This is a genomic window from Pseudomonas sp. Marseille-Q5117, assembly GCF_946901175.1.
In the GTDB taxonomy this organism is placed as follows: Bacteria; Pseudomonadota; Gammaproteobacteria; order Pseudomonadales; family Pseudomonadaceae; genus Aquipseudomonas; species Aquipseudomonas iranensis.
The window spans coordinates 65,407-91,495 of the sequence record NZ_CAMPPP010000015.1 but is presented as its reverse complement, the minus strand read 5'-3'; the positions used below and the strand labels follow the sequence as shown (position 1 = coordinate 91,495).

The following is a 26,089-nucleotide window of genomic DNA, read 5'->3' as shown; positions in this document are numbered from 1 at the left end:
GGCCTGCAGCATGGCGACAGAGATGGCGACTGTCGCCATTGCAAGCCTCTCTCTTGGGGCTTTCTCGCCCAAGCCCACGCGAGCGGGAAGGCTCCGCATTCCCACTCGCATGGGCTCTGCGTAATTACATCTCATTTGACCACCTAAATGCATTGCCACTGACCAGTCACTCGCATTCGCGCTGACCAACCGTTTGTGGGCCGTTCAACACATCGGGGAGGCCTAGTTACCTAGCACTACTTGGATGCAGGAAACCGGCTCGCAAAAAGCCCCGCACAATTTTTCGCTTTTTTACTTCGAACCGTGCGGGTTAGTTCTACCACAATCGGTAACAAGCGTTCACGTTGGTCTTCTCCTGCGAGGCGAATAGCAGAATTCACCAATCTGACCCTCAGTAATCGCGTGGGAGCTTGGAGGCACATCTCCATTACGATTTCATACAGCGCGGGCTGTAGGTTTTTCGCATTCAGACGCTGCCGTGCGTTGGTGAGTTGGATGGCTACTTCCATGGCTTCAATAGTAACCGCCGGTGAAGAACACAGCTCCTGTACCAGTCTTTCCTCCAATCTCTGGAGTTGTTTGCCATCTTTTGCTCTTTCTAGCAATCGAATAGCCGCCAATGAGGTCGCCATGGTGACATTCAATGCCCTTGCATATTCACCTACCAGCCAAGAGTACTGCTCGGATAGCTCTCGACTGGCATGTTTGCATAGATCGAACAATATACGAGTTTCCTGTGCAGGAAATCCTTGTTGTTTGAGCCAGTTACTCATATGTTCTGCAGTTTTCTCCTTGGAGCACGTTGCTCCAAAGGTCATAACAGCGAGAAGGAACTTACGCTTCGCGTAGGCGGTTGAATCCTCCCGGTAAAAAGTCAGCGCACCTTCGAAAAAATCTTCAAAGTTTTCTGGCGTAGCATGAGACATTGCCAACCAAACGTCGGGCCCCCCTCTAATTCGCTGCCCGGTAACTAAACTCTTGACAGCTACCGCCTCCCCTTTGCATTTTAAACGCTCTAGGATATCGACCAAACGAATCAATTCAGTATATGAAGCAATAGGGCTGACACGCGCAGTGAAGTCTATCAGCTGACTTCTGTAAGCGATACAGTGTGTTAGCCACTGCGGATCGTACACGAGATTGGAAATTAGCCGCAATGCAAAGCGGCGCTCTTCCGCATCATCAAGATCGCAATCTTTGCAGATTGATAATGCCAACTTAACGGCGGGCGCTTGGATTGTTTGGATTACCGCAGTTCCCACGAGAGCATGGCCTAACCGGAGCCGATCACCGCCATCTCCTGCATCAAAAACTAAATCCGCATACTGGGGCATCCGCCAGAACTCTGTGCTGCCCCCCATCCTACGTAGAAGGATTCGCTTCGGTATTGTATGATCGTGCATGCCACATACACACAAGTCAATGAACCCCTCCAAGTGGTTTGAATCAGTATTTTTCAATGGCTCTATTAGATGCGTGGCATATTCCTCCAATGATCCACTCTGGAGTATCAGAGAAACTATAAAAATCTGCCCGGTATCGACTAGCCTCTGGAGCGGTTTTTGTTTCCGCGAGCGAATAGATTGGAGGCCTACTAAATCTCGAAGACTTTCAATCTCTCGGCGCTCTAATTTTCCAAGTTTCATCACGTCTGTGGTTAAACGTAATGGCCGGCTATTCCGTTGCTCTCCAGGCCGGGAAGTAGCGAGAACACATAGTCGGGCGCGAACATTTCGGTCAAGGCTTTCGAGAAATGCTGCGTGTCTCCATACATCATCAACGACAATTAAAAGTGGCCTATCACTGGCCTCGCAAATATGAACAATAACTTGCCAGTCATCTTCTGCAAGGCTAGCGGGAAATTGGGCTTCCAAAGCAACGAATTCCCCCTGACGATGCAGATCCCACGCCGTGCGCCGCGCGAGCGTCGACTTACCGGTACCTGCGGCGCCCTCAATAACCAACATCCCGCCCATGCGAACGAGGGCCAGCAGCTTGCTTTCGATATCTGGTTGCGCTGTGCGGCGAACGTCAAGATTATTTGCAACAGCAGCCCACAGGCTGGGGGCGGCGCCTTTTAGAAATAGATTTTTCGCAAAACTAATCTCCGCAAGTGTATCGCGGCTCGGCAGTAACCGGCACGGACTACTCGCATGCGCTGGATGGCGAGAGGGAAGCCCTCCCAATACTGCAGCGACATCTTCTACATGCAACGATGCGCGAGCCTTAAGTAGATCTCCAATGCGGCTTAATGTTGCACTGACATGATCTAGTGGCACACCAAACTTAATAAGCTCCCAGCTAGCGATCGCTTCTAAATCTGCACATGGGCTCCCCATGTGCACAACTTCAAATTTGGTGCGATCTAACGTCTCAAGAATGGCATTAAAAGTGGACTTTTCGTCTAATCCATATCGAAAATTGCTTGCAATCCGCGTCAAAATCTCTGAGGCATGTGTTTTAAAAAAAACCCCACGATAAAGTTCCAACGACTTATCATCTACTGGTGGCGTGGTACTTACTAGAGTAAATCGCAAAAGGCTTGAGTTTTGGCAGCCTTGGTCTTTGGCGTAGATTAGATCTCTCGCAAAGCCTGCTAGAACGTCATATACAGCAGACAAAGTCAGATTGCCCATCGCGTAATCTTTGGCTTGGACGAACTGCTGGCTTCCATCGCCATACCGAACATCGATATCTTGAGCGCCTTCGTAGCGAACCTCGACGATGCCATTTTTCCCTGTCAGTAACCATACCAGCCGCAGTCGCGCATAGGCCTTCTGAAATTCAAACCCCTTTAGCGCTATTGCGCCGCCAGATCTGTGACGGGTAAAGAGTGCGTTACCGTCAATCCACCAATTTGTGCTCATTTAGCAGGTCAACCTATGTCTGAGTAGATCTATTTACTTTAATAATACAAATACTTCCTCACGACCCGTTATAGATCATCTTTGTCACTGTGAAAAATTAAACAAGTGGTCAAAATTTGTGTTTGATACGTTTCGCTCATAATCTGACTCATGTACTTCGCTCGAGTCGCTCATTATGCTCGCAATTCTTGACAGAGCGACAGGCGAAATTCAGTGATCGCTTCTGGCCAATAGCAGCGCGGGGTGGAGGATTCAAAATCAAGGAATTGCCTAGCTAGTTGCACCAAAGCGGATTAGTAGTCTCCCGAGCCACTTTGGTGAGCCCATTCAATTTTTCTTCAACACTACGGGAGTAGCAGCATGAGTCACAGCACTCATATGCAAGCCTATACTCTGAGAGATTATTGTGGAAATCACGTCAAGCAGGGGTTTGAATCCGGAAAAATCTATAGTACTTTGCTTTTTCTTTATTACATACTCAGCAAAATAATGCTTTCCATACTCATCCGGCTTTAAATCCTCATTTTCGGAATTAAATTTTTTGCCATCCAAAACTTCGCCCAACGTTAAAGCCGGGAAGAAATCTTCGATTTTGCTTTCAGTAACTCCGTTTAGTTTTGGGGTGGGAACTACGTACAAGCCCTGAGCGATGTGATAGTACGGCAAACTTCCATCAATTTTCGCAGCGGTCTTCGTCGTAGCCTTTATCGTAGAAAATATTTCCTTAGCTCCCTTATCGTTGTCTATCAAAACGATAACTGGGAATGGTGATTTTTGGCTATGATACTTAGCTGCGACCCTAGAAAACTCAGATATAAATGTCCTAAGCTGAGGGGATCCACCGCTAAGACCAAGCAGATGTGAGTTGAGCTTTGAATATTTGAACAGCGACACTGAAAGTTTAATTTTGTCTGGAGCACTAGCGGTTGCTAGCGAAGGGTATTGCTTCGCCAAACTACGTATGGCGCACCTTAGATAGACATTATCGGTTTTACCTTCGCAGATTATCATCGGGATTGGATTAGCATAAAAACTTTTGTAAAAAATAAAATCTCGGTGGATTTTCTCGATTGAGGAAAGCTCAGAGCCCACATTACTCAAGCTAGCGCTGATGGCTAGGGCATTATTGTGTTGAGAGACCATCGCAATGTGGCTAAACATTCCGGATAGCTCATCTATACTACCGATTCTTTTTTCGGTAGTAACCTTGCCTGAATCCGTTATTGAAAGTTTCTCAACTTGAAAATTTCCTGTTTCAAAAAGCTTATGCGCCATCGCCCTAGCGCGACGCCGATACTCCGCCGGGACATTGACTTTTTCGTTCACTATCAAGCCGGTTACATCTTGACGTGAGTTTCGATACTGTAGCCTTGTTTTTTTACTATTAACCTTAAAGCCACATTTTTGTATTATCTTCTCTAGTCTCCCCCCTACAACCCATTCATGAGGCGAGGCACCAGGTGAGACTAGATCGATAGGGAACTGCTGCTTGTTTGTGGAGAAAGTGAGATCATCAGCGTATCTAGAATAGGTACATTTAGTTTCTGATGCCAACTGAGCAAGCTTTATATCTAACAAATGCCCTATTAGGTTGGATACCACGGGTGAACACGGGCTTCCTTGTGGGATACTATTATCGAAACAAATAATTTGCGCCAGCACTGTAGCTACTGGAGGTTGTAATGCAAAATTTTTATTAGTAATGAAAAAACCACGCACTCGCCCGAAATTAATGGACCCGAAAAAATTCTCCAAGTCTAAATTCAATACGAAACGTCGACCTTTATGCGCGCTGGCATTCGTAACTATTGAATATCCCCGCTTGAAACCATGCGAAAGACTACGGGTTATATTCTTAGAATTGTTGATTTCATCAAGGCAATCTTGAAGATACTTTGAAACGATACTTTGCAGGTTTTTCAGCTCCGGACAGGGAGCGTGAATAACCCTGGTCGCGCCAGATTTTTTGGGAATGGTAAAAGTAGTATATAACCTTTCTTTCCCGTGTTTATAAATAATGTACGACACAGCTTTCGGCTGAAAACCGAGAATAATAGAAAGATCTCGGAGAGAGGAAGCGCTTTGTAAAAGTTTCAATTTAATCATATAAAATAGGCTTATAGATACTCTTATGCGAAACTTCAAGACACTCTGAATGGCCCAACAGCTTGCCAAATTGTAGGAGCAATGTACTCCGACATTAGGTATCACAGGTCGCGAAACACGACCAAAAATCTATCTATAAGCCTATCCCAATAATAGCACGCTGCCACCTAGGAATTACAAGCGCGAAACACACAATTTTACCGCTGCTCAACTCAGGCAAGAAATGAGCCAGCGCTCGATTACGACGCCAACTGGTACTCATTGATCCTATTAGCGGATCTCTCACTGCATACGCTCAGGTCAATGCCGACACCTATCACTGGCCAAGCCCTAGACAGCAGACGGGTCTCCGAAAATTGCGCTCTCATTTACAATGCTGCCATTGCGCATATTCATAGCGGGCACTTGGATGCCAACGAAGTCTATTGGCCGACCTCTGCCGGTCACGACAGACAGAAGTCGGCGAAGTGCGTTTATTAGGAGGTGTCTACATACGAAAGGGCTGAATAGCGTCTGAATTCCTTGACGCATTTGATAGGCTGCTTCTGGCCGTTCTCCGCCGGTCGTCACTATGGCGTTTGCTGGTCAAGTCGAATGCAAACGGTTGGTCAGCGCGAATGCGAGTGACTGGTCAGTGACGATGCAAATGGGCGGTCAAGTCCATGCAATTACGCAGGCTCACATTAAAAACCGACAAACGACCACCCGGCTATGGAAAACCACCGGACTCCAAGGTCTTCTAGCACTACCGATTGGCGCAAGAGTCGCCTCCAAAATATGGTTGACCGTGAGTAGAACGAGCGCTAAACCAGAACCGTACCAGCGCTGTCCTCGACAGCACCCAGGTAGCCAGAACCTTTGAGGCTACGCCACATCGTGGTGGTTCACCCCAAGTGCGATTAGCGTCCGGCGGCTCGCACAGTCACAGCGATGTGATGGATGCCACTTCTTCCAGAATGCCCACTGCGGCAACTCATGCCCCCTCCTGGCTGCTCTGCAGCAACTTATCCGCTTGGCTATTTCTTGCGCCAACCTTTTGCCCGTCTCTTTGCCCCCTAAAGAGACGGGCGCATATCACACTGCTGCAGCCCTGCTCGCACGGGCCTTTGCGGCTTTCCCCCTCGTGACAATCGGCGTGACAAACACCGAATGCTCACTCGCCACAGCGATGCCGATGATGGTGCCGCAGCCCTTGAAATGGACTGCACATGACTGACAGTCAGGCATGCCCCAGTCATCGCATCACTGCCTTCACCCGACTCAGGATCTCGCGACACCGGCCTCGTCAGCCAGTGCAGCCTCCACCCGCCCACCGCTATCGGTGTTCAGGAGGCCAGATCATGAGATGCCCAAGCTCCCGGCCGTAAGGAGCCGCCAGTCCCGCGTTAGTGGACAAACCTCACAGGTCGCAGGGGCCTTGATCCCTGGCAACACTCAACAACCGTGGCGGGATGAGTGAGGACGAAGTCGACAATCTCAGGAGAATAGCGATGCAACTGTGCGAAGCGTTCGAGCCACCACAACCATTGCTGGAATACCAGCAGGCGCCACTGCCCTACCCGGTCGAAGCACTCGGGGATCTGTTGGGCCCTGCGGTCGAACGACTGGCCGAGGTGATCGGCGTGCCCTGCGCCATGGCCGCTCAATCGGTGCTGGCCAGCGCTGCCTTGGTGAGCCAGGGCCATGCCAATGCCCAACTCGATGGCCGAACCTATCCGTTGTCCCTTTACCTACTGACGGTGGCGTCTTCGGGTGATCGCAAAAGCGCGGTGGATCACCTGGTACTGAAGGCGGCGCGCGAGTGGGAACGACAGCAATGGACCCTGTATGAGGAAAAGCTCAAAGCCTATCGCGCCGCTACCAGCATCATGGCCAAACCCAAAACCTCAAAGACAACCTCCGGGGCGGAAGATGGCGAGCTGTCCGAGCCGGTACCACCGAGACTTTTCATTGCCGAGCCCACCATTGAGGCCCTGGTCAAAAACCTGTGCCATGGCTTGCCCAGCATGGGCTTGTTCAATGATGAAGGTGGCCAGTTCTTGGGCAGCAGCACCATGAGCAAAGAGAATCTGCTCAAGGCAATCACCACCTTGTCGCTGCTGTGGGATGGCAGCCCAATCGACCGGGCGCGTTCCATGGCCGGAGAAAGCCTGCGTGCCTATGACCGCCGCCTCAGCCTGCATCTGATGCTGCAGCCCTACCTAGCCAACCAGATTTTCAAAGACCCGGTGATCAATGGCCAAGGCATCCTGGGCCGTTGCCTGATCAGTTGGCCCGAGCGCCTGGCCGGCCAGCGACTCTACAAGGCAATCGACCTGACCCGAGATGCCAAAGTCCAGCGCTACCAACAGCGGATCACCGCCCTGCTACAAAAGCCCTGGTCGCTTCACAAGGATGGATCACTCAATCCCGCCACACTGGAGCTGACTCCCCGCGCCCGTCGTGCCTGGATCGATATTCACGACACCATCGAGTGCCAGTCTGGCGAGTTCGGCGAGCTAGCCGGCGTCCAGCCTGTCGCGAGCAAGGCCGCGGCGAATGTACTGCGTATCGCGGGCGTGCTGGCCATGGTTGAAGAAGCCAGTGCGTTGGACGAAGCACACATCCAGCGCGCCTCCACGCTAATGGATTACTACCTGGCCGAGATTCAGCGCCTGACCGAACAGGCGCCGGTCAATAGCCGACGCGAGGAAGCGGATCGGCTGCTGCGCTGGCTGGTGCAGAAAGGCTGGACCCACTTCACCGTCCGCGACGTCAATCGCAACGGTCCTCGTTTTGCCCGCAAGAGCGCTGACCATACTGCCTCTTTATTCGTCGAGCTGATCACTCATAGCTGGCTGAGCTGCCACAACGGAAAAACTTTCGAGGTCCGCCATGTTTCGCCTCAATGACGCGGTGCGCCGCTACCTGGCGCAACATCAATCGCAACCTGAATCGCGGCGTGTCGCCGCTTCTGTCGCCACCCTGTCGCCACGCGCCAAGCCAGAAACGACGCGGGTTGTCGCCACTGTCGCCGCTGTCGCCACACCACCCTTGGACCCTGTCCTCCTCGCCCGGCTGATCGAGCAACTGCGTGAGGAAGGGGCACTGCTGCAACACCACGAGAACGCTCTCCTGATCCGCCCGACACATTGGCAGCAGGTGGACAGGCTCAGCCCTTACTGGAAAGCCCTACTGCTCTTTCTGCAAACAAACGAAAACGGTGATGACGATGACTTTGATTAGTCGGCGTGATGGTCGCAACTTTGGCTATGGCCGCCAGCTGAGCTATGCCGGTTCACAAGCGCTAAAGGATTTGTTTGCCAGCGGCCACTTCGCCACGGTCAAAGCGCATAGCGATCGCTGGCAAGCGTTCGTGCGTTGGTGTCGATCAGAGGACGGCCCCGGTTACAACGATGCGCGCCAGATCGATCGACAGACGCTACAAGACTACGCCGCGTTTCTGCGCCAGCAGATCAAGCAAGGTGAACTCTGCATCGCCACCGCGCAGAACCGCCTGAGCAGCGTTAACCGCACCCTCGCTGCGCTGCGCGGTGATCAGGACGTGAGGATCGCCAGCCCGAGTCAGGCGTTGGGACAGAAGCGCTCGACCGTACGCACCCGCGCGCCGGATGGCCAAGACCGCCAACAGGTGCAGCGAGTGCTTGAGGTACTTGGCGAACAGCACCGCGAGCGGGTGGCCGCGATTGTTCTGTTGGCCCGAACAACCGGTATGCGCCTGCGCGAAGCGATCCTGGCTGACCTGCCACGCTTACAACGCGAAGCCGAACGTTTAGGCCGCATCAACATCCAGGACGGCACCAAAGGCGGTCGCTCAGGGGCTTCAGCGCCGCGATGGGTTGTGGTCAATGAAGCGGTGAAAGCGGCGCTGCAGCTTGCTCGTAAGGCATCGCCGCCCCGCAGCTGCAACTTGCTGGCCCGAGACGAAAGCTACGTCGTGTTTCTGCAACAGACCGTGCTCCCCGCCCGCGAAATACTGCATGAACAAGGGCTGAAGGGCTTTCATGAGCTACGTGCTGCCTACGCCTGCGAGCGTTACGAACAGCTCACTGGCCACGTCGCACCGGTCAATGGTGGTCAGTGCTATCGCATTGACCGTGAACTGGATCGACAGGCGCGGCAACAGATCAGCGTTGAACTCGGGCATAACCGGATCGATGTGGTGTCGGCCTATATTGGAGGACGAGCGTGAGCAAACCGTTCGATATGGCGCTGTTCCTGAGCGGCGTACTGAGCGGCTCGAAGGCCACTCAGCAACGCCACCTGCGGCAAGCCCGCATCATGCAAGCGGCCATTCAACAGCGATGGCAACGCGATAATCCCTGGACCTGGCAGCTCAAGCATGTGCGCTGGTTTCTCACTCAGCATCTGCAAGATCATTCCGACGCCACCCGGTATTACTATCGGCTCACCGCCCTATTGATCTGGAAACGATTAGGGAATGACCGAGAAATGCTGATCGGTCGCTCGACTAGTCATAGGTAGGCAGCCCTCCAGTCTCACTTGTCCGCGTTCATTTATCTCAGCGTGGCGGATAAACCTGCTCGAAAAACACCGCCGCGATGACAAAAAACGACTCGAACCGGTTAGCCGTGACAGGCCAAAAACGGCCAATAACAGCCCTTCGAGATCGACTGGTACTGGCCAATGAGTCATGGTATCTGGTCACTTTTGGCCATACTCAGATCGAATGGCAAGCCTTGAGGGGGTAACGTGATGTTCACGATTTGGGAACATTCTCTTGACCTGCGCGAGACGACGGCGTAATTTGTTCCCAAATTGGGAACAAAGCGACGATCATGAGATTGCTTGGAAGAGAGAAATTGCCCCCTCTCCAGGGGGAAAGCGAGCATATCCGCAAATGGATTTGTGTATGGGTTAGCGAAATCGGCCATGCAAGATGGAAAGTCCCAGCCGAGTTGCTCGAACAATATCCGAATGCTCTTGCTATTGCCGAAGATACCTTTCTCTTCTCTATCTGTGAATCCAACACACTCTTAGAACTGAAGGTCGCTTTTGCCCAAGGGATTGCAATCATCACTGCAATAGTGAAAAAACTATGAATACGTTGAGCCCAAAAATTATCAAAACAGAGGAACAATACCTCGAATACTTTAACGAGGTGCACTCGCTGATAATTTCTTCTCCGAAGCTAGGCACGGAAGAAAGTGATAGGCTCGAACTGCTTTCAATGCTAATTGAGGACTACGAGAAGCAAAAGTATCCGGTAGAGGCTCCAGATCCAATTGATGCAATTCTTTTTCGGATGACCGAAAAAGGTTTGAAGCAGACTGACCTGGTTCCCTATTTTGGTACTAGAAGTAGAGTGTCGGAAGTTTTGGCGAGAAAGCGACCTCTTACAGTTCCGATGATAAGGGCTCTAGCTGTAGGTCTTGGCATTTCGGCTGATACATTGGTGGGACTTGATGAAGTCGGCAGTAGCCAAAATAAAGCAAATGTGGACTGGACCAAATTTCCGGTAAAGGAAATGGTAGCTAGAGGCTGGATTGATAGCATTACTAGCAAAGCTAAAAAGACCGTTGGGGAAATCGTTCAGGGTTTTATTAGCGATATGGGGTTGCAAGAGAGCGGAGCTTCCTTTCGTCGCACGCTTTCCGGCGACTCGCCAACGCCTACGACGACTTATGCGCTGTATGCATGGCTTGCCCGAGTGATACAAAGAACTCGGGAAATTAAAAGCCAGCTGCCGGAGTTTGATAAAACTAAGATTGGTGACGCGCTAATTAAGGAAATCGTTCAGCTCAGTCGGTTTGAGGAAGGCCCTCGAATGGCAATAGAGCTACTCAAAAATCATGGCATAGCGGTAATTATTGAGCCGCAGTTAAAAGGTACTATGCTTGATGGTGCCGCACTTAAAGAGGTGGACGGAACCCCTATAATTGCACTCACTCTGAGGTACGACAGGGTTGATAATTTCTGGTTCACCTTGGTCCATGAACTGGTTCATGTTTGGAAACATATCGACGATGCCAATGAAGCTATTCTTGATGACTTAGAACATGCCAGTACAGATAAAAGAGAATCTGAGGCTAATAGGATCGCACGTGATGCATTCATTCCCAGATCCATATGGAAACGTACTGATGCATATCTGAAACCCAGTAGAGAGACGATTGTTGAGCTAGCGAAAGAATTGAAAATACACCCGGCAATTGTGGCCGGACGCCTTAGAAAAGAAGCGGGTAACTACAACCAGTTTACAGATCTAATTGGCCAGGGAATGGTTAGGGCTCAACTCGAAAATCTTTGAGGTATCAAACATGAATAATCAGTACTATCCGATCGTTCGAGCTAAAGCCGGAGAGATGGAAGCTCTGACATTATTGAACAAGCTAGATAAAGCATCGCTTGCACGCTGTACTCCTATATTCGAGATCACTAAGCTTGAGGGAAAGTCCCTTGAGGCCGCTAGAAATAGAAGCACTACTCCTTTTGAGGACTATCTTGACGCCCGTGCGCACAATATAGCTGAGATTTTTAGAAGAAAGCATGTAATTTTAGACGTTTCGCAATGGCCCATAGGATTTTGCACTGAAGGCGGCGAGCAGGTTCTGAGTTACATCTGTAATAGCTTAAAGGAGCTAGGGGTTATAGTTTGCCCGGTAATCGGCTATGACAGATGGGAGGCTGTAGAGTATCGAGAAACAATAAAATCTATGGCTCTATCTGACAGCGCCTTCTTCTGCATCAGATTGGATAGTTTAGCTATTGAGGACCTCGGCGATCCAGATCACCTAGATGAAATTTTAGAAGACATGGTTCTGAGTGCAGGGCTCAGTGAAGCCCAAACACCAGTACTGATTGATATAGGAGACGTAACCAAGCTACCAATACAGGATGTGATGGAGATCGTAGAAACCGCATACGGGCACATGAAAGGGCTAGGCTTTGACTGCGTTATAATGAGTGCAAGCTCGATACCAGATTCTATTGAGAAAGCTGTAAAAGAGCGCGACTCAAGCGGTTTAGTTCAAAGGAAAGAAATGATCGTTTGGAAGGGCTTTTTATCAGCCAATCCGACAGCGTCACTTTATTTCAGTGACTATGGCGTGAGAAATCCCCGGTCTTCGGATACTATCGCCACACATATGAATGTTAAGATTAGATACACAGTAAATAATGCGTTCTTTGTTGTGCGCGGCCACTCCGTTCAAGGAGAGGATGGCTTTGCACAAAGCCAGAAGCTCTCAAAATTTATTGTGGATTCTATTCATTACAGGGAGTCTAGTTTCAGCTGGGGAGACGCTATGATTAAGCAATGCAGTTTAGGGAAGGTAGTAGGCAGCCCTACTAACTGGATAGCTTATGATACTAACCATCACGTTAAGTCTGTGATTGGTGAGATATATGAATTCACTGCGCAACTAGCGGCGGTTGCTGCACGCGCATAAGAACGAACGGGATGTCGCCGCTGCTCAATGAGCTGTGCGCCTAATGGCCTAGTTATGCATCAATTAACAATCTCCTCTCTGAGGGGGAAGGAAGAAATCGCAACGTAAAAATAAAGATACCTCATGGCAAAAGGCCGTCAAAACATAGGATAATGGCGATGGCAAGTGAACGGCTCGGGCGGAGTACTTGTGAATCTTCACAAGTTTAAAAAAAGCATCATGGCGTGAATGGACGTGTCTTCCTCAAGCCAGAAATTAAATTTGGCTCGGGTTTAAGTTTACACACTTAAGGAATGATGTATGGATAAAATTGATAGTTTATTGAGAGTGATTGAGAGGTATGATCATTATATTGAGATAGCAAACAACAAGGCTAACTATTTGCTGGCATTTGTTATATCGCTGAGTGTGGCTATTGCCGCGCTACTTGGTTACTCTGACATATTGAAATTTGCTATTGATACCCCATTCGTGAACATACTGAAATCTTTAGCTATTTTGATGTATGTAGCAAACTTGTTTTTCGTGATGCAAATCCTACTTGGCGTACATAGGATAATTTTCCCAAACACAAGCAGCCCCTCAACCCCAACCAAGTCAATTATTTTTTTTGGTGACGTTGCGTCGCTCAGTCATATCGAATATGCGGATTCGGTGAAGAGAATGACGTGTGAGGGATTCCAAGACGATCTCTCATTTCAGGCGAATGCCTTGGCGAAGATTGTTGGCGAAAAATTTAATAATCAGAAGCGCGTTATGGAAATAACATCTCGGCAATATATCTTTTCGGCGCTGATTATTTCTATTCTGTGTGGGATTGTTAAGGCTCTTTCCTAGGAGGGTATCATGGTTTCCAGCTTTTTGAACGAAAGTGGCTTTGATGAAATATTCAACAAAGCCAATAGCAAAAAAATATTCAAGTCCGTAACGGAATCCTTGGAAAGTCATCAGATAACTGGCACAGCACGTGCCGCTGAAGATAGTGCGCTGGCACTAGGCCCGCAGCGTGAATATGTTATCCAACAGTACCTGAGGGCACAATTTGATAAGCCGGGGATAAATAGCGGTGGGATTGCTCAGCACCCAGATTTTGCCTCGCTTGCAATAGATAATACGACTATAAATCAATACGTATCGACCCTGTTCATAGATATAAAGGGCTCAACAAGACTTTCCCTTATATATGATTTAGATTTTATATACAAATTCAAAAATGCTGTGCTTCAGACCTGCATTGAAATCGTTAGATCTTTTGATGGGTATGTGCATCGACTGATGGGCGACGCGCTTATGGCGTTTTTTGGTTCTAAATCAATGGATAAAGAGCAGGCAGCAATAGATTCAATAAATTGCTCGCTAATGTGCAAGTTAACGCTGGAAAAAGCAATAAAACCCTGGCTCGAGCGTCATAAGGGCTTTGACGCTTCTACATTCGGGTTTCGTATTGGATGCAACTTTGGGGACGATCACGAAGTACTTTGGGGAAATTATGGATTTGGTTACTTAGGGGAGGTGTCACCTACTGGGCTTCCTGTAGATTTAGCAGCGAAACTCCAAGGCCTTGCAAGTAAAAATGAAATAATGATCGGCCAGGGCATTATTGATTTCATTCGCTGGCCTGAGGAATACTCGGCTTTCAAAACAGAGAGTCGCGCAGGCGTGGATGTACCTGTTAAATTTGTCACTCCAAACTATGTGAAAAAAGACGGAAGCGACCTTAACTACTCGATGAGACTTTTAGGTTACGAGAGTTGTCTTGAGTACCTTCCAATAAGTTCGGAAGTAAAGTCGACTTTAAAAGGCAGCAAGCATATTGAAAATAGCTCTATTAAGTTCACTTGTCACGTCGTAAATTCTGATGGCGAGCGAACCAACTATGTTTCAGGGACAAGGTTCTTAGAGAAAAATTTAGATCTTGTTTTTGTCGTTGAAGCTATTACAGCAAGTAGATTAAGATTCCCTCTAACTGCAACCTTCAAAAAGAAAAACCACGGCCCCGAAGTACCTCTTGATGAACGTGAAGAGGATGTTCAGACGAAGTCAATTAAGAAAGCAAAAGACAATCCGTACTCTAGTTGCACTATTGACGAGGGAACCTCATATAGAGGGCTTCATACAATGGGTTGTGAGGTACGAGATGTTGATGGTGTTATAGTTTATCGCAACAAGATAGCAGTTCTCATAAAGTGACCTTTGTGGGGCAATCCCCCTGGTAGGCTCATTAAAATAGCTACGCCAGAATAGCGTCGAATATTCTGAGGCAAACTAAAGACGGGGCAAGTGAAGAGGACGTATTTATTAACTGATCTAATGCGAAAAATAAATCCTGAATCGCCCCTAGTTTGCGTAGACACCCAATTTAATGTCTACCTTGGCAGAAATCTGGCTCTCCGCTGCCGTTTTAAAGTCCTCGCTTCTACGTCAAATCTGCAAACGTTCGGCTAGTCAGCAGGCCTAGATTTTGCTTAGGAGCGTGATTTTCGCGCCGTTGTTGATTACTGCATCCGAACGAAAGTGTTTTCACACGGCCTCGGCCGATTTCTGCCTGTCGCCACCGGCAGCTATGGACAGTTCACTGCCAATCATGGTTACGAAGCGTGCTGGTCAGATCGAATGCAAACGGCTGGTCAAGTGGAGTGCAGTATTCCAATTGGTATTCCAACAAAAAATTAAAATCGCTATTAACGTTATAAATCAATAATTTACAGAACCGATTCAAATTACCCCGGCCCACCACTTCATCATCTAAAGACGTCCACGGACGTCTTTTTTTGTGCCTGAAATCCAGTAAATACGGGGGTCTCAGGGCTATTGGGCTCCACAGCGCTTCATGCAGATCCATTTTGAAATGTATTCCAAGGCGTATTCCAAGCCCCTGACTGGTAAATTTTGGAATACACAAACAGCGTTGGAGTACCCATGGGAGCCCGAGCCACACGCCTTTCAGACCTTAAAATCAAAGCCGCCAAGCCCATCGACAAAGCCCGCCCAGTGCGGGCTTTGTCGCATCTGGGGTTAGTCGAATGGCCGCCCATTTCCTTCCCATTCTCAGGCCTTCCGGTGGCTGGGAATGTTCGACGCTTACTAAAAGGACGCTAGGGGCTGCGGCACTAATTAGGCTCACTCTCCAATTAAACGAAACCAGTTTGGCTGTAAGACGAGTGCGCTTGTGTGATAGCAAAACTACAGCCATCCCCTTACCATTCCGCGGCTGGCTGGAAGCCTCGCAGAGAAAACCGGTTCGCATGTGGAAACTCAACCTGCACAAGGAAGGCAATAAACCATGAGCTTCATCGAAACGATCCAATCCAAGGAAGTCGATATCTACATATCGGCGTTCTTCACCATCCTCGGCCTGATTCTGGGAGCCATTCTGGATCGGGTACTCAAAGGCGATTCTCCACAATCCGCCAATCAGCCGGGCCATTCGGTAAACCTGACCTTCAATACGGTGGTCAATCCACCGCCGGGCGTAAACGCGGCCAGCACAAGCCAGGATATGACTCCAGTCATCTTCATGATGATGGTGATTGCCGGGCTGATTTATGTTTTTTTCCGGGCCGAGATACTCAACCTGCTTTCCTGGATCACGCTATTCACCATTTCCCTGTGGGCTGGCGGAACCTTGCATAGCCTTTATCGGGGCTTCTTCGCGGGCAGCAAGTGGGTGATTTCGCTGTTTTTTTCCATGGCCTTCTGCGTGGCATCCACCTATCTCACTGATGAAGCTTTTACGCCCACCCTGGCGCCGCAAAATTTTCAGTACAGCCAGCAGATCATCAATGAGCAGGGCCTGACGGGAATAAAGAAATATTTCGTCCTGCTAGACATGCATTGGTTCCTGCTGCACCTGACAGGCGTAATGCTGTTTATCTATACCAGCATTCGGATGATGCTTTTTTCAACCTACTTCATCGTTGCGGGCGCACATGCCAATAACAACGGTACTCACGAACCTTGGCTTTCCAGAAAAACCCGCAAGTACGCCAATCTGCGCAAAAACATCATCTTCATGCCTATCCTGCTGGTTCTCGCGTACCTGCTTACCTCGGGTCTTGCTTTCGACTGGTTCATCCACACCATGCCAAATCAGGTCAATGCGTTGATGAATACGGTGCTTTATGGGCGCTGATATTTTCATCGTGCACTGAAGATCGACTGGCGGGACACCAACCCGGTTGGCAGAAGCGACATGAATTTTTCTTCACTGCGCCCAACCGGGACAGCCTGTAAAGTCCCCCCGCTCATTCAAGAAACTACGGTTCGCCCGCGCTCCTAGCGGGCTTTTTTTCGCCTCGGCTTCTCCATATCTTGCCGCTCCCCAGCATATGCGCGACTCTGCCAGCAGATCCCTCGCCAAGGAGCGCTCGATGCCGCTGTTATCCCTGCCCTGCCCGCGCCTGACCCTTGCCATCCTCTCCCCCGATCAGGCCGAGCTCGAAAGCGCGTTCTACATACGCAACCAGCGTCACCTCGCCCGCTGGTCACCCATCCGCACCACCGACTACTTCTCCACCGCCAACATCCGTCGTCGCTTGGAGATCCAGGCCAGCGCCTTCGAAGCCGGGTTAGCCATGCATTTCGCGCTGCTGTCGCCGGACGGTCAGCAGATGATTGGTGCGTGCAATTTCAGCGGGATTATTCGGGGGGCGTTTCAGGCGTGTTATTTGGGTTATCACATCGATGAGGCGCATCAGGGACGGGGTTTGATGCAGGAGGGGCTGGAGGCGGGGATTGGTTATATGTTCGATGTGCAGAATCTGCATCGGATCATGGCCAATTACATTCCCGGCAATGAGCGCAGTGCGCGTTTGCTTGAGCGCTTGGGTTTCGAGCGCGAGGGCTATGCGAAGGCGTATCTGAATATCGCTGGGCGTTGGCAGGATCATGTGCTGACGGCGCTGGTCAATCCGGGGTTCGAGGCGCCGGATCAGCGCTGGTCGCGGCGCCTGGGTTGAGTGCACGAAATCCGTCAGACAAAAATCCTTTCAGCTCTCGGGTTTGCGGCCGATACAGACCTGCTAACACCCCTGCTGGCTCAAAAGAACAACAATCTTCCAGCTTAACTGACGACCAAGAAACCCAACGTTTCTGGAGGATTTGCATGAATAGCTGGTTCGGTAACATCAGCGTGAACATGAAACTCGGCCTGGGCTTCGGCCTGGTGCTGGCCCTGACCTGCGTTCTGGCGCTGACCGGCTGGACCAGCCTCGGCGGCCTGATCGACCGCAGCAACTGGATGAGCGACATCACCCAGCTCAATGCCGGCCTGACCAAATTGCGCGTGGTGCGCCTGCAATACATGCTGACCAACGGCGACGAAACCGCCGCGCAGAATGTGCAGACCACCCTCGAAAGTTTCGCCGCACAGCAACAGGCGTTGATCAGCAAATTCAAGAGTCCGGAGAACGTCAAACTGCTCAAGCAGCAGGCCGCGACCATCGCTGAATACCAGACCTCGCTGAACAAAATGCGCAACGCCTATCGCACCGGCAACTCTGCCCGCGACACCATGAGCGCTAACGCTCAGACCGCGTACAACCTGATCGAATCGATCAGCCAGCGCGTGCAGCAGATGGAGTTGAGCGATCAGCGTTTCGAGCAGTTCCAGGCGGTTACTGCGGCGAAGGAAGCGTTCATCCTCGCGCGCTATGAAGTGCGTGGTTACACCGCGACCAGCAACGCCGAGACCGAGCAGAAAGCCGTCGGCCAGATCGATGCGGCCATCGCCAGTCTCAAGCCACTGAATGCGCAATTTGCCGCGACTCAGCAGGATGCCCTGCGCCAATTGGAAAGCGCGCTGAGCAGCTATCGCAGTGCGTTGATGGCGTACAAGAACGCCAACGCCGATGCGGTGCAGGCGCGTAAGGAAATGACCGATCAGGGCACCACCATCGTCGCCCTGAGCGAGCAGCTGTACCAGATCCAGCTTGATCGCCGTGACACTGAAAGCGCCCAAGCGCGTACTTTCCAGCTGATCAGCACGTTGCTGGCGCTGTTGGTTGGCGTGATTGCTGCCGTAATCATCACCCGTCAGATCACCCGGCCGTTGCAGGAAACCCTGGCCGTGGTTGAGCGCATCGCCAGCGGCGACCTGACCCAGAATGTCACCGTTACCCGTCGCGACGAACTCGGCGTGTTGCAGCAAGGCATTGCGCGCATGGGCGTGACCCTGCGTGATTTGATCAGTGGCATCCGCGACGGCGTCACCCAGATTGCCAGCGCCGCCGAAGAGTTGTCGGCTGTAACCGAGCAGACCAGCGCCGGTGTGAACAGCCAGAAAGTCGAGACCGATCAGGTCGCCACAGCCATGCACGAAATGACTGCCACCGTGCAGGAAGTTGCGCGCAACGCCGAAGAAGCGTCGCAAGCTGCCGCTGCTGCGGATGGTGAGGCCCGTGAGGGCGACAAGGTTGTGAATGAGGCCATCGCGCAGATCGAGCGTCTGGCCAGTGAAGTGGTGCGCTCGACCGAAGCGATGAGCGTGTTGCAGCAGGAAAGCGACAAGATCGGCAGCGTCATGGACGTGATCAAGGCTGTCGCCGAACAGACCAACCTGCTCGCGCTCAATGCCGCGATTGAAGCGGCACGTGCCGGTGAAGCCGGGCGTGGGTTTGCCGTGGTGGCCGATGAGGTGCGCGGTTTGGCTCAACGCACGCAGAAATCCACCGAGGAAATCGAGGGTCTGGTCGCCGGTCTGCAGAACGGCACCCAGCAGGTTTCGGCAGTGATGAACAACAGCCGCGCGCTGACCGACAGCAGCGTCGCCCTGACGCGCAAGGCCGGCGCCTCGCTGGAAAACATCACCCGTACAGTGTCGAACATCCAGTCGATGAACCAGCAGATCGCCGCCGCTGCCGAACAGCAAAGCGCCGTGGCTGAAGAGATCAGCCGCAGCATCATCAACGTCCGTGACGTGTCCGAGCAGACCGCAGCGGCGAGTGATGAGACGGCAGCGTCGAGTGTTGAGCTGGCGCGGTTGGGTGGTCAGTTGCAGCAGATGGTCAGCCACTTCCGCGTATGACGTTGGTTTTGCGCTGAGGCTGAAACCGAATCGCGGGCAAGCCCGCTCCCACAGGTTTTCGTGGTCGAGCACTGTTGATGTGTTCACCTCGATAACTGTGGGAGCGGGCTTGCCCGCGATGGCGGTGGGTCAATCAAATCAAAGTTGCCTGACGCTGCGCCTTCGCGAGCAGGCTCGCTCCCACACTGGATTTGTGTGCCACGCTGGATTTTGAGCACACCGCAATACCCCTGTGGGAGCGGGCTTGCCCGCGATGGCGGTGGGTCAGTCAAATCAACATTGCCTGACACTGCGCCTTCGCGAGCTGGCTCGCTCCCACATTTGGATTTGTGTGGGTCACAGGATTTTGAGCACACCGCAGATCCCTTGTGGGAGCGGGCTTGCCCGCGATGGCGGTGGGTCAATCAAATCCATGTTGCCTGACACTGCGCATTCGCGAGCAAGCTCGCTCCCACATTTGGATTTGTGTGACTCACCGGATTTTGAGCTCACCGAAAATCCCTGTGGGAGCGAGCCTGAACTGGTCAAGTAATCCCAGACACCGGTTACGGTGTTTTAGGCAGCTTTCTGCTCCATCGCTATTGGCGACAGATAACTGTTGTAGCTGTGGAGCCGGGTGCGGTTGTAATACACGAAGAAACGCACCATGTCGGTTTCTGCTTCATCGATCAGGCTGTAGCCGCTGCGAGGCACCCATTCTGATTTCAAGGTTCCAAAAAACGCTCTGTCGGAGCGTTATCCCAGCACTGGCCACGATGACTCATGCTTTGCAAGATGCCATGGCTCATTAGTTCCTGTTGAAACTTGCGACTGGTGTATTGGCAACCCTGATCCGAGTGAAACATCAGTCCCGGCGGGCATGTTCGTATCTGTGTCGCCATGCGTAACGCCTTGCTGACCAAGTTAGCGTCATTGACCAGCGAGAACGCCCAACCAATGACCCGGCGAGCAAACAAGTCGATCACAATGGCTAGATGAACCCAGCGCTTGCCCACCATCAGACTGGTAACGTCTCCACACCAGACCTGATTAACCGCCGTTGGCTTGAAATTTCGCTTGAGTAGATTGGGTGCGACAAATGCTTCAACTCCCCTGGATCTAAATGGATGCGGTTGGCGCTGTTTGCTGACAATTTTTGCCTCTCTCATTAGCGCTCTGACAAGCCTCCTTCCCGCCGCTATGTTTTGGGCCTGCAGACCTTTGCTGATCATTCTGGAGCCCATGGCACCCCGGCTTTCGCTGTGCAGTTCAACCACTTTCAGCTTGAGTTCTTCGCGTTTTATCTGTGGCTTGGCTAGCCGCTGAAGCCACTCGTAAAAGCTGCTGCGCTTCACATCGAAAACACGACACAGAGTGGCAGGCGGAAAAGACTCTCTTAGCTCCGCGATCATCGAAAACGATCGGGATCCGACATCCAGAGAGCAGTAGCCTTTTTTAAGATATCGGCTTCCATCTCCATGCGTTTGATCTTGGCTTTCAGCTCCTGAATCTCGCGCTTTTCTTCGGTAATCGCTTTAGTGCCATTGACCGGCTGTCCTTCGCGCTCTTTGCGAACTTGGTCCACCCACCGCCTTAAGGCAGTAGGGCCTATATCCAGCGATGCGCAAACGTCTGGAACCGGGCAGTTGTCGTCAAGCACCATGCTGGCAGCACGTAGCTTGAATTCGCGGGTATAAATCTTTCTTTCGTTCATGAAACCTCCAGATTGGCGAAATCATATCGCCCTTAAGAGGTGTCCGGAATTATTAGGCCAGTTCAGCCTGCTCGCGAAAGCGGTGGATCATTCAGATCATCATTGACTGAAACTCCGCCTTCGCGAGCAGGCTCGCTCCCACAGGGGTCCAGGGTGTCGGGACTATTCGGGATACCCGGTGATTTTGCGGATGCTTTGGTACAGCGGTTTGAGCTGCCGGTACATACGCAAATACACCTCTCTGTACAACTGCTCATAAACCTTCTGCGCCTCAGGCTGCGGTGTGAAAACCGCTCCAACCCGAGTCATCGCCGCAATGGCCGATGGGAAATCCCGATGCAGTCCCAACCCCACCGCACAGCAAATCGCCGCCCCCAACCCGGACGCTTCATACACATGCGGGCGCTCGGCCGGCAGGCCGAAGATGTTGGCGGTCAGTTGCATGGCGGCGTCGCTTTGTGAGCCGCCGCCGGCGACGCGCAGGCGTTTGATCGAGACCTTTGAACGTCGCTCGATGTTCTCCATGCCTTGGCGCAGCGCGTAGGCCAGGCCTTCGAGAATCGCCCGGTAGATGTGCGCGCGGGTGTGTACGTCGCCGAAGCCGATCATCGCGCCCTTGGCTTCCACGCCCGGTTCGCGGATGCCCGGTGACCAGTAGGGTTGCAGCATCAAACCCATCGAACCCGGGGGCACTTCGTTGACTAGTGCATCGAACAGTTGCTCCGGTTCGATGCCCTGGGCTTTTGCCTGCTGCATCTCGCGCAGGCCGAATTCGTTCTTGAACCAGCTGACCATCCAGTAGCCGCGATAGATCATCACTTCGCAGTTGTACTGATCGGGCACGGCCGAGGGGTACGGCGGGATCAGCGGGACGATTTCCAGGTAGCGTGAGCGGGTGCTGGTGATGGTCGCGGTGGTGCCGTAAGACAGGCACACGGTGCGCGCATCGACCACGCCGGAACCGATTACTTCGCAGGCCTTGTCTGCGCCTGCTGCAATCAACGGCAGGCCCTCGGGGATGCCGGTGTGCCGAGCGGCTTCGGCGCTGATGTAGCCGAGGGTTTCGCCGGGTTTGTGCAGGGTCGGCAACTGCTCCGGGCGCACCGCCAGTGCCTGCCATTTCCAGTCACGCGGTGCCGCCCACTTCAGCCGTTTGAAGTCGAAGGGCAGATAGCCGACGCAACAGCCGACCGAATCGACGAAGCGTCCGCACAAGCGATGAGTCAGAAAACCCGAGAGCAGCAAAAACTTGTCGGTCGCCGCCCACACTTCGGGCTGATGCCGGGCGATCCAGTTGGCCTCGGCCTGGGCGCGGAAATAATCCACCGTTGCTTGGGCGCCGACCAATTTGAACAGCCAGCCCCACGGCCCTTTGATGCCGCCCTCGACCTCGGTCTGGCGTTGATCGAGCCAGACAATTGCCGGACGCAGCGGTTTGCCCTCGGCGTCGACATTGATCACGGTGCCGCGCTGAGTGGTCAGGGACACGCCGGCAATCTGTGCTCGGTCGATGCCAGTCTGCTGCCAGAGTTGCTGACAGGCCTCGCCGAGTTTCGCCCAGTAATACTCCGGATCCTGCTCGGCCCAACCGGGTTGCGTCGAGTAGTACGCCTGCAGATCGACTTTGCCTTTGCCGAGCAGATTGCCCTGCAGATCGAAGAGCAACGCGCGCACGCTCTGAGTGCCGTTGTCGATCGCCAGTAGGTATTTCATGGTGTGATCTCCGGCAAGCCGTGATCGCGCAGCCACAGCAAACGGTAGCGCTGGATTTCCGCCTGCCAGCGCTCATCGTCCCAAGCCAATCGCGACTGGCAGAGCGTGCGAATTGCAGGCAGATAATCTTCACCACCGCGCGGCAGCAACAGGCCCAAACGGGTGCGGCGCAGCAGCAAATCATCCAGGCGCAGAATCATTTCCGCCTCGCAGGCGAACGCCAGTTCTGCCCACAACGTATCGCTGGCGCCAACCGTTTCCAGACCGAGTTCGCCGAGCAATTGCTTTAGCCTCGGTAGGTCTCGACCGTGACGTCCGGCCAAGCGTCGCCATTGACTGGCGCTCAGTCCCGCAATTGTCAGCGGCGGCACAGCGGCAAACACGGGCGCGCCGTCATCGACAAAAGAGCGCCCGAGCATCGCCGCACACGCCTTGAGCACTTCGATCGCTTGCGGGCGAAACGTGGTCAGTTTGCCGCCGGCCAACGTCACGCAACCGGGCTCCTGCCACAGCACATGTTCGCGGGTTTCGTTGGACGGTTTGTCCTGCTGCGCACCCGTCGCGCGGCCCACCACCGGACGCACGCCTGACCAGGTCGACAGCACGTCGTCGACACCAATTTCGGCGCCGGGAAATTGCTGCTGGCACGCGGCGAGCAGATAGTCGAGTTCATCGCTGGAAATGCGCGCGCTGTGGTCGAGGTCCTCGCGGTGATCGAGGTCCGTGGTGCCGACCACCGTCGCGCCTTCCCAGGGAAAGACAAACACCGGGCGCCGATCGCGCTGATGCAGAAAAGTGAACGCCTGCGCCACTGGCAGACGCCAGCCCGGCAGCAACAGATGACTGCCGCGCAACGGTCGCAATTGCTTCGCTGACTCAACGGGACGCAAGCGCTCAGCCCAAGCGCCCGTAGCCACGGCCAGCACGCCAGAGCGCAATTGCAGCGTGGCCCCGCCCTCGCCATCTTCGATCTGAACCCCGCACACCCGCCCGCCTTCACGCAGCAGTTGCGTGACCCGCACACCATTGAGCACCACCGCACCATCGGCCCGGGCCTCGCGCAGTACGCGCATCACCAGCCGCGCATCATCGGTCAGCGCATCGACAAAACAGCTGCCACCGAGCAAACCGTTTTCCTTCACCCCCGGCGCAAGAAAACGCAGTTGCTGGGCGTCATGAAAAGCATGGTTGCGCCGCCCCGCCAGCGCGTCGTACACCGAGAGCAGGCCGCCCATGACACGCGGCCCGGGAAAGCCGCCGCGATAGTGCGGCATCATGAAACTCATCGGCTCGACCAGCCCCGGCGCCTCGTCGAGGAGGCGCTGACGCTCGCGCACCGAATCGCGGGTCAGGCGCCACTGGCCCTTGGCGATGTACCGCAAACCGCCGTGGACCATTTTCGATGATCGGCTGGACGTACCCCAGGCAAAATCCCGCTGCTCCAGCAGCAGACAGCGCCAGCCCCGGCGCGCGGCTTCGCGGACGATTCCGGCGCCGCTGATGCCGCCACCGATGACGATCAGGTCCCAGGTGTCATCCGCCAGCGTCGGCAGAATCTGCTCGCGCCATTGCGCGTTCCAGTTCGCCGTCATGGCCGCGACTCTGGCAATAACGTGCCGGGATTGAGGCGCCCCTCCGGGTCGAAATGTTCACTCAGCGCCTGCAACGTCTGCATCGCCAGCGGGCCTTTTTCCCGCAACAGGTACGGCGCGTGATCCTTGCCGACGCCATGCTGATGGCTGATGGTGCCGTGGTTGTCGACGATGGTCTGGCTGGCCGCGTGTTTGAGCACCCGCCAGCGCGCAAGAGTCGCGGCATAGTCGGCTGCCGGGCGAAACACGTAGGTGGTGTAAATGCTCGATCCTTCGCCGTAAACGTGCGAGAGATGAGTAAACACATGCACGCGCTCGCCCTCGGCGGCCAGGGCATCGCGCAGGCTGTTTTCGATCAGGCTGAGCAAGTGGTCGACGTTGCTCCAGTCGGTGGCCGTTTCGAGGGTGTCCACCACGTAACCGGCGTTCCACAGGTTCTCGCGCAGGTAAGGAAAACGGAAGCGGTTCTGCGCCCACTTCTTGCCCAGCAGGGTGCCGGTGAATACGCCGCCGAAGGCTTTCAGATGCTGGCGCGCGTGTTTCAGCGACAGTGCGTTTTGCTGGCGATTGCCGGTGACGCCGAAGGTCAGCAGGCATTTGCCGTCGCCGGCGCCGCGCAGCTTGAGGTACTTTTCCAGCCAGGCGATCTGCTGCGGATGGCCGGCCAGCGCCAGTTGCGTTTCGGTTTCCACCGCGTTGGACAGGCGCAGCATCGACAGCGGTACGCGCGCCTGCGCCAGTTGCCGGATTGCTTGCAGCGCCTGCGGCCAGTCGGGCAGGAACACACCGTAGAAACGTTCGTCCGCCGGCAACGCACTGACCCGCACCTTGACCTCGGAAATGATCCCGAAACGGCCCTCGCAACCGAGCACCATTTCACGCAGATCCGGTCCAGCCGCCGACGCCGGAAACGTCGGAATCTGCAGAGGCCCGGCGAAGGTTTCCAGGGTGCCGCCTGCGAACAATTGCTCGATCCGCCCGTAGCGCAACGACTGCTGGCCACTGGAACGACTGGCCACCCAACCGCCCAGCGTCGACAGCTCCCACGACTGCGGAAAATGCCCCAGCGTGTAGCCGCGCGCGCGCAATTGGCTTTCCACTTGCGGCCCGCTGGCGCCGGGGCCGAATGTCGCCAGCAGGCTCTGTTCGTCGAGGTCGGTCAGGCGATTCATCCGCGCCAGCGACACCGTCAGCACCGGGCGCGCGGAGTTTGGCGGATTAATGTGCCCAGCCACCGACGTGCCGCCGCCGTAGGGAATCAGGCACAGATCCTGATCATGGGCGAGCGCCAGCAATTGGCGGATCTGCTCAGCGCTTTCGGGAAAGGCCACGGCATCGGGATACGTGCCCAGTGCGCCTTCGCGCAACGCCAGCCAGTCCGGCAGGCTCTGGCCGCGCGCGTGCAACAGGCGGTCGTGAGTATCGACGCTGTACAAACGATGTGGCACCAGGCGCGAGGTCGGCACTTGCGCCAACGCCGCTGCCAGTGTCGCATCGGGCAATGCCCGGCCAGCGCCCAAGCGTTCGTGGAGAAATGTCGCGCCCTGGGCCGGCAGTTCGACCACCGTGCCTGCCTCTCCCCAGCCGTTCCAGCGTCGCATGCGTGTGTCCTTTTTCTGCCGTTGGATCAAGCTTGCATACTAGTCAGCGCTGGAGATCTGTCACGGTCGCATCCGGCCAGA

The 26,089-nt window shown here is 53.6% G+C and carries 20 protein-coding genes and 1 pseudogene; 13 read left to right on the top strand and 8 right to left on the bottom strand.

The window, feature by feature from the left end; genetic code table 11:
- Positions 1-236 precede the first annotated feature (236 nt).
- Together OC605_RS21450 and OC605_RS21445 are read right to left on the bottom strand one after the other, a co-directional pair.
- Positions 237-2,867 (bottom strand): dsDNA nuclease domain-containing protein, encoded by a 2,631-nt coding sequence (locus OC605_RS21450; RefSeq protein WP_262139353.1) that lies wholly within the window; start codon positions 2,865-2,867, stop codon positions 237-239.
- Between the two features lie 327 nt (positions 2,868-3,194).
- Entirely contained in the window at positions 3,195-4,973 is a 1,779-nt protein-coding gene (locus tag OC605_RS21445) for a retron Ec67 family RNA-directed DNA polymerase/endonuclease (RefSeq protein WP_262139351.1), read from the bottom strand.
- A gap of 1,490 nt (positions 4,974-6,463) precedes the next feature.
- Here OC605_RS21445 and OC605_RS21440 point away from each other — a divergent pair.
- From OC605_RS21440 to OC605_RS28215, 13 genes and pseudogenes are all read left to right on the top strand, one after another.
- Positions 6,464-7,864 carry a YfjI family protein gene (locus tag OC605_RS21440; RefSeq protein WP_262139349.1) on the top strand — a complete coding sequence of 467 codons (1,401 nt, stop codon included), beginning with the start codon at positions 6,464-6,466 and terminating at the stop codon, positions 7,862-7,864.
- Positions 7,848-8,198, top strand: coding sequence for a hypothetical protein (locus tag OC605_RS21435; protein ID WP_262139347.1), 351 nt, complete (start codon positions 7,848-7,850; stop codon positions 8,196-8,198). Before OC605_RS21440 ends, OC605_RS21435 begins: the two co-directional genes overlap by 17 nt.
- Positions 8,185-9,165: an integrase domain-containing protein gene (locus tag OC605_RS21430; protein WP_262139345.1), complete on the top strand. Its 981-nt coding sequence runs from the start codon at positions 8,185-8,187 to the stop codon at positions 9,163-9,165. The genes OC605_RS21435 and OC605_RS21430 overlap by 14 nt, the downstream gene beginning before the upstream one ends.
- On the top strand, positions 9,162-9,458 hold the full coding sequence (locus OC605_RS21425) for a hypothetical protein (protein WP_262139343.1): 297 nt from the start codon (positions 9,162-9,164) through the stop codon (positions 9,456-9,458). Before OC605_RS21430 ends, OC605_RS21425 begins: the two co-directional genes overlap by 4 nt.
- A gap of 314 nt (positions 9,459-9,772) precedes the next feature.
- The gene (locus OC605_RS21420; RefSeq protein WP_262139341.1) at positions 9,773-10,036 is read left to right on the top strand and encodes a type II toxin-antitoxin system HigB family toxin; all 264 of its coding nucleotides are present in this window, start codon (positions 9,773-9,775) and stop codon (positions 10,034-10,036) included.
- Positions 10,033-11,244 (top strand): ImmA/IrrE family metallo-endopeptidase, encoded by a 1,212-nt coding sequence (locus tag OC605_RS21415; RefSeq protein ID WP_262139339.1) that lies wholly within the window; start codon positions 10,033-10,035, stop codon positions 11,242-11,244. The genes OC605_RS21420 and OC605_RS21415 overlap by 4 nt, the downstream gene beginning before the upstream one ends.
- Before the next feature lie 10 nt (positions 11,245-11,254).
- Positions 11,255-12,385, top strand: coding sequence for a beta family protein (locus OC605_RS21410; RefSeq protein ID WP_262139337.1), 1,131 nt, complete (start codon positions 11,255-11,257; stop codon positions 12,383-12,385).
- A 300-nt stretch (positions 12,386-12,685) separates the two neighbouring features.
- Complete coding sequence (locus tag OC605_RS21405) at positions 12,686-13,222, top strand: hypothetical protein (RefSeq protein ID WP_262139335.1); 537 nt, start codon at positions 12,686-12,688, stop codon at positions 13,220-13,222.
- A gap of 9 nt (positions 13,223-13,231) precedes the next feature.
- Complete coding sequence (locus OC605_RS21400; RefSeq protein ID WP_262139333.1) at positions 13,232-14,575, top strand: adenylate/guanylate cyclase domain-containing protein; 1,344 nt, start codon at positions 13,232-13,234, stop codon at positions 14,573-14,575.
- Positions 14,576-15,668: 1,093 nt separating this feature from the next.
- Positions 15,669-16,517 (top strand): hypothetical protein, encoded by an 849-nt coding sequence (locus OC605_RS21395; protein ID WP_262139331.1) that lies wholly within the window; start codon positions 15,669-15,671, stop codon positions 16,515-16,517.
- A 238-nt stretch (positions 16,518-16,755) separates the two neighbouring features.
- Positions 16,756-17,343: a GNAT family N-acetyltransferase gene (locus OC605_RS21390; RefSeq protein WP_262139329.1), complete on the top strand. Its 588-nt coding sequence runs from the start codon at positions 16,756-16,758 to the stop codon at positions 17,341-17,343.
- 146 nt (positions 17,344-17,489) lie between these two features.
- Positions 17,490-18,551, top strand: a pseudogene (locus tag OC605_RS28220) (methyl-accepting chemotaxis protein); the annotation flags it as partial.
- Complete coding sequence (locus OC605_RS28215) at positions 18,546-19,409, top strand: methyl-accepting chemotaxis protein (RefSeq protein WP_370593494.1); 864 nt, start codon at positions 18,546-18,548, stop codon at positions 19,407-19,409. The pseudogene OC605_RS28220 and the gene OC605_RS28215, both read left to right, overlap by 6 nt.
- Before the next feature lie 555 nt (positions 19,410-19,964).
- On the opposite strand, the gene OC605_RS21380 is transcribed toward OC605_RS28215, so the two are convergent.
- The 6 genes from OC605_RS21380 to OC605_RS21355 form a co-directional block, all read right to left on the bottom strand.
- Positions 19,965-20,117 carry a hypothetical protein gene (locus OC605_RS21380; protein WP_262139325.1) on the bottom strand — a complete coding sequence of 51 codons (153 nt, stop codon included), beginning with the start codon at positions 20,115-20,117 and terminating at the stop codon, positions 19,965-19,967.
- Complete coding sequence (locus OC605_RS21375) at positions 20,114-20,800, bottom strand: IS3 family transposase (RefSeq protein ID WP_262139323.1); 687 nt, start codon at positions 20,798-20,800, stop codon at positions 20,114-20,116. The genes OC605_RS21380 and OC605_RS21375 overlap by 4 nt, the downstream gene beginning before the upstream one ends.
- The gene (locus OC605_RS21370) at positions 20,797-21,102 is read right to left on the bottom strand and encodes a transposase (RefSeq protein WP_262139321.1); all 306 of its coding nucleotides are present in this window, start codon (positions 21,100-21,102) and stop codon (positions 20,797-20,799) included. The genes OC605_RS21375 and OC605_RS21370 overlap by 4 nt, the downstream gene beginning before the upstream one ends.
- A 162-nt stretch (positions 21,103-21,264) precedes the next feature.
- The gene (locus tag OC605_RS21365; protein WP_262139320.1) at positions 21,265-22,815 is read right to left on the bottom strand and encodes an FGGY-family carbohydrate kinase; all 1,551 of its coding nucleotides are present in this window, start codon (positions 22,813-22,815) and stop codon (positions 21,265-21,267) included.
- Positions 22,812-24,407 carry a glycerol-3-phosphate dehydrogenase/oxidase gene (locus tag OC605_RS21360; RefSeq protein ID WP_262139318.1) on the bottom strand — a complete coding sequence of 532 codons (1,596 nt, stop codon included), beginning with the start codon at positions 24,405-24,407 and terminating at the stop codon, positions 22,812-22,814. The genes OC605_RS21365 and OC605_RS21360 overlap by 4 nt, the downstream gene beginning before the upstream one ends.
- The gene (locus tag OC605_RS21355; RefSeq protein WP_262139316.1) at positions 24,404-26,008 is read right to left on the bottom strand and encodes an FAD-binding oxidoreductase; all 1,605 of its coding nucleotides are present in this window, start codon (positions 26,006-26,008) and stop codon (positions 24,404-24,406) included. Before OC605_RS21355 ends, OC605_RS21360 begins: the two co-directional genes overlap by 4 nt.
- Positions 26,009-26,089: the final 81 nt, after the last annotated feature.